Below are 8,734 nucleotides of genomic sequence, written 5' to 3' on the forward strand. Positions count from 1 at the left end.
TGTCTTGTTACAGGTTCACATTTTCCCCATCCATTTTCTTCTACAGCTTCGGAGATGATAGTTGCTAATTCTCCTGTTCCCCTACTGTCAAAATTATCGGTATCATCAATACACACAAGAACTCTCAATTTTTTAGCTCCTCTCCTTTAGGCCATAGGTGAACCTAGATATCCCTAACATGATTTTCGATTGAAAAAATTATCAAAAAAATGATAATCCGATTTTAGTTTAAAGTAGGTAACAGTCTTTGTCAATAGAGTCTAGATTGGTATAGATTGGTATGGATCGTCCCAGTTTGTTCTAAGCCGATTTAGATTAGTACCGCTCTAGACTTTAAGTTTATCTAAACGATAATAGCATCTGGAGCGAAATTTGAATTTCAGTTTACAATCAAACACCAATGATATTAAATATGAGTTCAAACTTAGCCAAAATAACTAATTCAAAAATACATGTAATCCCTAATTAATAACAACAAGGGTATCCCAAGATCGTTTCCTAGGACACCCTCATTAATTTTCAGATGAAAAAAAACTTATTAACATCTGGGCTGGATCATGAATGGGCCTGAACCTGTACCGAAGCTGGGGAATACCCGCCTTCACCGAATCCACTGGATATTACAGGAGCAACCACAACATAATAGTTGGCTCCGGGTGTCAGTCCGGTAATAGTGTAGTTAAAAGATGAACTACTATTTGAATAGGGAGTGCCGTTCGTCAATGTAGCCGTACCATCAAAGAAATACTTGTCACTGCAAACGTAAAAATTGTATTCTGTCGCAATTGGATAATTTGAGCTGGTTCCCTTAGTAACTGTGACAGTTATCTCCCCACTGTTCGCACCGGTGGCAACTGTTGGTTTCGCCAGTTTTGCCGGTATATCGTAAGCATTGGTGGAGAACGCATAATATCCGGCTGCAGGGTTATAATTGGTATACGAGCCCCCGACTACTGGCTTCAGATAAGGCAGCTGCAAACGGAAATTAACTGCGGCACCATTATCATTGGCATTATTCAAATTATAAGAAACACCTCCGCTTGTGCCGCTGGTTGTCTCCGGGTAATACCATGTATTCGGTATATCCATTACCTGCCTCAAATAACCATATGCATTAGTAACTGCATTAGCATCAAAAGTTTGATCAAGATTATCCTGCCAAGCGCTATTATAATATTTCTTAAAGTACCCTAGATTATCAGGATCTATTTGCATTGGTCTGTTCGTTGTAAAGAGCGCATTTCCTTCCCAGGCCAAATTGCTGGTACCATCGGAAGGATATACAGTAACTCTCGGAGTTAATGTATAAGCTCCATTTGAATCAGGTGCTTCGAAGTAAAATACGCAATCCTTGTTCTTAGCCATTTGCCCCAAAGTAAACCCGTTATTGGCATAAACGCTGTTGCTGACTGTTACTCTATATTCATGATTAGCTTCCAGACCAGAAATTTTCAACAAGGCGCAGGTACCTGTCGGATACCAGCTAGCGCTTGTTGGTTTATCCGAAGATGTTCCGTATAAAGTTACTGTTTTATCATCGTTATCCGTCATGTCATGCACTTTGAAATAGCCGGCATCTAAACAGCTGGCACAGTTTTTGTCCAAAAATACTTTTAGATTATAATTCTGGTTTCCCGAGACAAAGGCATATCCGCTGAAATTAATGCCTTTATCACCGGGAGCATTTACTGCCAAAGCAGCTTGGGAAAGCACGACACTGAGAACTAATACCAGTGACAAGATCATGAACACGATCGATTTACGGGTCTTTCTTAACATAATCGTATTAAACATCACTTTTCCACCTTTCTCAATAACGCTCAATCTGCAGATATATGTTCTCTTTTATATAGAAACCATTTAATCTCAATGCATAGCATCAACACCATTCCTTAAAAATGATGCCAAATAGATCATTTATTATCGTGTCTATCTGTCACCACCATGATAACCCCGACAGCTCCTATTGTCAAGCATCCCCAATATTTCGGGGCTCTGATTCTTTGTGAAGCATCATAAGTCTGTGTTCAATTGTCACGGTCATACTATGTCAATTATCTCAGTAATATTGTAATAATTCTGTAAATACGCTATTATATTTTTGGCGGTGATGACTAGTGAATATGCTGGGAGAGAGGTTAAGAACGTTAAGAATACAGAAGGATATTACCCAAGAAGCTGTAGCCAAACTCTTTGGAGTTGACAGATCTACAGTTGCTTCCTGGGAAATAGGAAGGCGCGAACCTAATTTTACAACAATTTTACGTCTTACTGAGTTGTATGACTCATCTCTTGACTATATTTTTGGCCTAATAAGCGATCCGGAACATGTTACATCAAACAAGATATCAAGTATTCCTTCAGATTTATTACAATTTATCAATAATAAAGAAAATCAGGATCTAATTGGAGTTATCCAACAAATGCAAACCAATGGTTATCCTAGTAAAGTAATACTGGACTGGATCAGTTCGTTGAAAAACACCTTCGAAACTATGAAACTGAGACACGATTTTGATCAACCCGACCAGGTACTATGGGTAGATGAAGATCTTCTGACTGATGAATTTCGCGGTAAATATACTGAAGAACAAAAAAAAGATATTGCAGATAGATTAAAAGTAGAGTTTAAAAAGTCTGATTTTAGTCCTCCCTGGAAAAATAATTGTAAATAGACTATAAAAAGCTCCGCACTATCTACCAATGCGGAGCTTTTAACTTAGCTTACAATAATTCCATTTTACATGATAATAACGACAGGATCGTCTGACTCACCACTGCATCGGGATCAGTACCCACATTCAGAGAATGTTAACGATTTTTACTTGTTATTTTTTGCAATTTTTTCTGCCATCCACATGTTTATTAAGATAACACCGTTACCCAATACCAGAGAGCCTACAGGTAAACCTGGATAAATAATTACCAATTTAATCTTCTGCTGTCCCATAATTAACCTTCCTTTAAGATTAGGCCCCTTAGTTTATAAGATTGAATATGTATTCATTTTGCAGAAGCCTCGCCTGAAATTCAGGCAGGGCTTCTGCCTTAATAACATTGAAATCACCCAGTTAAAGTTAACTGCTAAATCACTGGAGAATAAACGGATTGCGGTTATTATCATTAGTCAGATCATCAACAATATAGACTTTGATCACATCTCCCGGCAAAACGTTAAAGCCTGCTTTGGCACTGGAAGGATTGGTACAGTTGACCGAAGGAGCGCTGATTGCAATCTGGCAATTGTTCCGTAACTGTACAAATACCGCGACCACGTCCTTGGCATAAGGTGCTATAGGAGTTGTATTTATACTGAAGTATTTGAACCCGATGGCTCCGTCTTTAACCGTCATGTTTTTGATTCCGTTGTTTTCTCCTGAAGTATAAGCAACATTATCCTTAACTGTTACACTGTAAACCGGTCTTAGGATCGTCTGCTCCACTACAGCGTCATAATAGGAATACGGCATATACTCGGTAGTAGAATCGTACACGCCAGGCGCAGACGGGGCGACTACCGTGATTGTGTATTTTCCCGGCTCAGTGAATACTTCGGGAGCAATCTGAATATTACCCGCAGTTATTTGATACCGGTCACTGCTCAATAATTCATCGTTGACCTTGACACCGCTGATATAGTAGCGCCAGTTGGCATCTGTGAAGGTAATATCTATGGCCTGACTCAGGACATGGTTCGTGCTGTCGGCGGTTAAATCCGGCGGATTCATGATCTTTTCATTGAAAATATACTGATCCACACTCTTATCATAATATCCGTTAGCAAAAACTCTTACATAGTAACTACCTGCATGTGCAAATACCCCTGGCAAAAACTGAATATTGCCGGCAGTTATAATGTACTTATCCGGAGTTAAATCTGTTTGAGTATCATTTACACGATCATCTATTACGATTCTATTAATGGCGCTGCGCCAGGCCGGATCGTCTGTAAAGGTTACATCGATTGGATTACCCACAATCGTGTTGGTTTTATCCCTGTACAGGAACGGTGGAGAAAATACAGGTTCCGAGCCGACATACTGGTTTACGGTAACAGGTGAATACTTAGCGGATTGGATTGTGATCGTATACCTGCCGCCGGCCGTGTAAGTCCCTGTTATAGTTGTCCCGCCAGGAGGGAAAGCCGCTGCCGCAAGTTCGATCTGCCCGCTGGTTATGGTGTACTGTTCCGCCGTCAGGGGCACAGAGTTGACGCTAATCCCTGTGATAGTGCTGCTCCAATCCGAAACATCCGGATCCGTAGTAAAGGTCAGATCAATCGGCTTGCCGAAAACATTATCCGTGATATCCGCTTTGACCCTGACCTGGCTCTGCACACCAGCCGTAATTTCCTGAGTTACGGTGGCATCTGTGTAACCTGTAGCCTTGACCTCTATTATATAGTTTTTAGCCTCCGGGAAGACACTACCGTCGATATGGATATAGCCGTCATTATAAACTGTACACTGCTCGCCATTTAGTTTTACGCCATCAACGGCGATACTCCTGATCTCATACATATAGGAGATATCAAATGCGTATGGGGAATTAATATCATACACATTAGGCGGTAGGAAAATATCTATATCCTGCCCCGCGCTGTTGCCTGAAGTGTCCGGAACCAAAGCCGGAGCCTGCAGGATATTATTCATTGTCGCAGACGTATCCGCATACCCATTGGCATGGACTATGAACAGGTTTTTGCCTATTGACATATTAAACCAGTCAAAAGATACGCTGATATTGCCGGGAGTAATGATATAGTCCGAGTCATTTACATTTAATTTATATAGAATACCTGGCCATTCATAGGTTATGCCGGTGATAGCACTGCGCCAGGCAGGATCATCTTTGAAATTAATGTTCGCTGTCCCCCTTGGTTGTGCATCACTCTGTGTCCGCAATATATCCGAAATGGTGATAACCGGCGGTGTCAAGAGTGGTATGGCAGTGATGCTTTGCTTCATGTACGTCGGGGCATACCCGGTTGCCGTTACTTTAACCGCATAATCTTTGACCGTTGAAAAGGAAGCTGCAGCAATAGTGATCTTCCCTGCGCTTACAGTATATTGGCTGCCGGCCGTCAGGGCTGTGCCGTCAAGCGAAACGCTCATGATTGCACCCGTCCAGGCACTATCATCTGTAAAGGTAATCTCTATAGGCTGGCCCAGACTGTTATTGGTTGTATCCGCACTCAGGTCCGGCGGTTCCAGAGAACCCGACGCATTTTGGTAAAGCACAGCCAGATTAGCCGGATCCGCCCCATTGAGGATATCTACAGCCAGTGAGCCTTCAGCTATAGGCGGTGTGATCAGATTTCCGGATACTAACGCTGCCCCTGCTGTCTCCGCACCGGCTGCATCCTGGATAGTCATCCCGTTTACCTGGGCATAGACCGTCTTTTGAGTTAATATTGGCTGCCAAGTTGTCATGTTCGTGCCGGTCTGATAATCCACGGTGTCGCCGGTCAGGACTTTTACCCCGTCCGCGCAGCCACTGATAGTGTTGTCATTCAGGCTGGCGTTCACGTCATCCTTAAGCAAAACACCCGCCGAAGAAGAACCGTTGATCAGGCCCTGGTAACCCTTAATCGTGTTGTTGCTCATATTAAGGAAGCCATTGTCAGCCTTGACAGCATAGCCAGGCTTGCCTTTATTATCAAAAGTACAGCCGGTGATGGTCACTGAAGATGGGGTGAACGTGTCACTGCGGTTAGCATTATTTCTTATAAAGATTGGTGCTTCCGCAGTAACTCCAAAATGGCAGTTGGTAATACTTACATCCCGAGTTAAAGCTTGTATAATATACTGACTGTTCTCCGTACCGATAAAAGTAATATTGTCCATGCTTACACTGCTCTCGGTATGATAATTTGTTAATTCAATCAGGGCATGTTCCCCGTCCATTAAGATACCGCTCGCGTCAAACGTCGCATTGCATAAGGTGGCGTTATACCCTGCAAAGATGGTGTTATTCGCCTTATCCACCGGCAACTTCAGGGTTTTTCCCTGGAAGTCCAGAACAAGAGGTGTTGTTCTATCACTCCATTTAATATACAAAGCAGGGAGAATTGTTTTAACCAGCGGATTGGCAATGGCATTATTAAGTTCCGTCATCGATTCTACATAGGCTTCCGGCAGCCACTTAACAGTAACCGGAATCACGACCGTTTTCGCATCCGACGGATAAGCCCCGGAGACCGTAGCCGTTATATCAATATTTACTGTATTTTCGCCGACAGGTTTTGTCACAGTTGCATTGAAACCGGCTCCGGCATTATTAATGCTTAAAACATCCGGACGGCTGGAGGCCCAGGTAATGCTAATATTCGTGCTGACCGGTGACTTCACTCCGTTGAGAGGTACTCTAAAAGATCTGGTTACGCAGTCGGCGCTTTCACCTTTTCGATATTCAATCAATGAACCATCCTGCAAAGCTGCTATGGTTGCTGCCTGCATGGCTTCCGTACTGGTATCGCCGCCAAATTGTACTGTTCGTACAAAGTCGCCTTGCGAGCTATGGTTGCCGAAAGAATCAAACGCCTCGATACGATAGGTGTAGGTGCCCGGACCCGGCGGTGTATCCGTAATCGTGGTCTGATACCCGGTCTCAGCTATCCGGATAATCGGCTGGGTATTGTCCCCGATGTATACGCCATTGCGCAGAATGCTGAATTTGCTGATTCCGCTGAAATCTACCGCTATTACCCTAAAAGTCACTGATGTATCCGTCATAGATACGACTTTTGAAGTATCGACAACTTTCGATGGATACGGATCATAAAAGACGCCAAAGATGACGTTCTGGCCTTGACTGTCAAAGTTTTCGATACTGAATTTTATAATATTTTTGGATATCTCCGAAAGGTCTGTTGAAGGCTGATAGACCCAGGAATTAAAACCGGTTTGAGCCTCCTGGGTTGGCGTCTGATCCAGGATGTGTACTCCAACCTTGGTCAGATCTGTCCCGGTCGGGATATTGACAGGTACGGAGATAACTACCTTGTTCGGTACCGGTCCGCTCCCATCCGCTTTGACATTGACCCCGTAGTAACTCCCGGTTGCAGAGTAGGAGCCATGCGACGGATAAAGATCATAGGGCAAGTTGGGCACTTCAGAGTTGGCATTTCTCACTGCCACTGTACCGCTTCCCTGCAGTTGCGTGGGGGTTACTATAATACCATCTTCAAAATTTACTGCAGTTCCCTGAGTCATCGCCACATCAGTGGCCCCCAGGGGAGCAAGTGTAGATGCAGTAATTTCAGGCCCGTCAGTACTCCAGTTGCCTGCAGCGTCCTTGGCCTCGACTTTAAAGGTATAGGCAGTACCTGGGGTCAGAGAAATTGCTGTATAAGATGACGAAGAACCGGCAATAGAACTCGTAACCGTGTTTTGATTCGCCAGAATTCTATAACCTATTATACCGCTATCATCGCCCGCCCCGCCCCAAGTTAGGGTAATGCTTGTTGCTGTGAAGTTCGTGGCAGTAAGCGTTTTATCCGTCCAGCTTGGAGGAGTGGTATCTTGGTGGGTAGCCTGTGTTGTCGTCATTTGAGCTGTAAGACTACCCAATATGTTATTGCTACTGTCCACGGCATTGAGGGTAAATGTATAACCTGTTTCGGCTGTCAGATCAGTAACAGTATACCCCACTTCACTGATCGGCAATATAGTGGGTGTAATATTGGTACCATTTTTCAATACTTGAAAACCGGCTACTTTCGCCGTATTACTCGGTTGCGGCCAATTCAATTGTACTGAAGTCTCTGAGGGGGTAGCAGTGAGAACTTCACCCGATGCCCAAACTGGGGTCATTGCTTTTGTCTTGAACTTGATTTCGTAGGCATAGGTTGTTGCATTTGTCATCGACTGAGTTGCTGTACTCCAAGCCGAATTTCTAGGTATGATTCCAGAGTCAATTTTGATTTTGTAGGAAGTGTTATATTCCAGATTATTTTCCGGCGAGACAAAAAAAGCAGTAAGTGACGTTGAAGTGGTACTACTCCGAATTGTATTACTCAATTGTGTTTCCGTCCCATCAGCATTTTCTTTCCATAATGTGATTTTAGACTTATTGTAATCTAAGTAAGAAGTAGTAGTAGCTGCTCCATTTATATATACATACTTAGTAGCATCAATGACGTTTTTGGCAAAGCTGATTTCAATATTCGGTAAGATATCTACACCATTTCCGTCGGTACCGGTGTATTCTTCAGCGGAATAGCCCGGCACTTCACTGCCGTTTGATAGTACTCCGACTTTCATTTCTTTTGAGGAATCGTAATTAGGATTTGTGCTTGGATTACTAGAATCAAGCGTATAACCTCCAAAACTATAGTCAGCAATACTACTGTTTGCGCATAAATACGCCCCGCCGGATAAACCGGTAGTACCGGCCAAAGTCGTTAATACTGGAGCTTGAGGGTTCGTCTCTGGTGGGTAAAAATATTTATACCCCGTTGCTGTTTCTGCAAAAGCCAGCGGCACATTGCTAAGAAGCATAAAAACTATAAGTATTAATGAAAAGAACTGAGAACTTATTTTTTTGATCTTTCTCATCGCTTTAATCCTTCCTTTTCTTTAAATTTTCTAATTGCCTAACTACTAATTTTGTCACACCCACCTCCTTCAAAATGGTATTCGTTTATTAATACAGCAATTACCTCAATTACCTCAAAGCGTTTCTAAGTGTACTTTCCTGACTCGCGGTAATTACTGCTTCACCTCCAACAACA

At 43.0% G+C, this 8,734-nt stretch carries 4 protein-coding genes; 1 reads left to right on the forward strand and 3 read right to left on the reverse strand.

The window, feature by feature from the left end:
- Positions 1-555 precede the first annotated feature (555 nt).
- Complete coding sequence (locus tag AC6I5A_RS11520) at positions 556-1,794, reverse strand: hypothetical protein (RefSeq protein WP_034615983.1); 1,239 nt, start codon at positions 1,792-1,794, stop codon at positions 556-558.
- 329 nt (positions 1,795-2,123) lie between these two features.
- On the opposite strand from AC6I5A_RS11520, the gene AC6I5A_RS11525 reads away from it, so the two are divergent.
- Positions 2,124-2,675 carry a helix-turn-helix transcriptional regulator gene (locus AC6I5A_RS11525; protein ID WP_497900698.1) on the forward strand — a complete coding sequence of 184 codons (552 nt, stop codon included), beginning with the start codon at positions 2,124-2,126 and terminating at the stop codon, positions 2,673-2,675.
- 146 nt (positions 2,676-2,821) lie between these two features.
- On the opposite strand, the gene AC6I5A_RS11530 is transcribed toward AC6I5A_RS11525, so the two are convergent.
- Both AC6I5A_RS11530 and AC6I5A_RS11535 read right to left on the reverse strand, forming a co-directional pair.
- On the reverse strand, positions 2,822-2,950 hold the full coding sequence (locus tag AC6I5A_RS11530; protein ID WP_497900697.1) for a hypothetical protein: 129 nt from the start codon (positions 2,948-2,950) through the stop codon (positions 2,822-2,824).
- A 139-nt stretch (positions 2,951-3,089) separates the two neighbouring features.
- Complete coding sequence (locus AC6I5A_RS11535) at positions 3,090-8,558, reverse strand: hemoblobin-interacting domain-containing protein (RefSeq protein WP_034615985.1); 5,469 nt, start codon at positions 8,556-8,558, stop codon at positions 3,090-3,092.
- Positions 8,559-8,734 lie beyond the last annotated feature (176 nt).

This window comes from Desulfosporosinus sp. Tol-M2 (assembly GCF_059735615.1).

Coding starts and splice junctions, on each gene's coding strand:
- AC6I5A_RS11530 (WP_497900697.1), bottom strand. CDS start 2,950: ATGGGACAGCAGAAGATTAAATTGGTAATTATTTATCCAGGTTTACCT.
- AC6I5A_RS11535 (WP_034615985.1), bottom strand. CDS start 8,558: ATGAGAAAGATCAAAAAAATAAGTTCTCAGTTCTTTTCATTAATACTT.
- AC6I5A_RS11520 (WP_034615983.1), bottom strand. CDS start 1,794: ATGTTTAATACGATTATGTTAAGAAAGACCCGTAAATCGATCGTGTTC.
- AC6I5A_RS11525 (WP_497900698.1), top strand. CDS start 2,124: ATGCTGGGAGAGAGGTTAAGAACGTTAAGAATACAGAAGGATATTACC.